At 67.4% G+C, this 476-nt stretch carries 1 protein-coding gene; it reads right to left on the reverse strand.

The genetic code is table 11. From position 1 onward, the window contains the following. A partial coding sequence (locus OC610_RS28790; RefSeq protein ID WP_264433199.1) for an AIR synthase related protein occupies positions 1-461 on the reverse strand: 461 nt, incomplete at its 3' end. Positions 462-476: the final 15 nt, after the last annotated feature.

Here is a 476-nt window from a genome sequence, read left to right on the forward strand (position 1 = left end):
AGGTCGCCCGGCCGCGCGCCGCTTCGGGTCAAGGCCTGGCCGGCCGGCACGTGGCCGAACACGGTCATGGTCAGGCTCAATGGCCCGCGGGTGGTGTCACCGCCCACCAGCGCCACGCCGCACGCCTGGGCCATCTGGTTCAAACCGCGGGCATAGGCTTGCAGCCAATCGGCGGTCACCGTCGGCAAGGTCAAGGCAAGAGTAAAGGCAGATGGCTTGGCGCCCATGGCAGCCAGGTCGCTGACTGCCACAGCCAGCGAGCGCTGGCCGAGCAGGAACGGGTCGCACGGATCTGGAAAATGCACGCCGGCCACGAGCGTGTCGGTGGAAACCGCCAGCTGTTCCCCGGAAGGAACGGCCAGCAAGGCGCAGTCGTCGCCGATCCCCAGCGCAACGCCCTCGCCGCCCTGCGCGCATGGCGCAGCGGCGAAGTAGTTACGGATCAGCTCGAATTCACCCATTAAGTATCCTGTCTC

This window comes from Pseudomonas agronomica, assembly GCF_025917275.1.
GTDB lineage: Bacteria > Pseudomonadota > Gammaproteobacteria > Pseudomonadales > Pseudomonadaceae > Aquipseudomonas > Aquipseudomonas agronomica.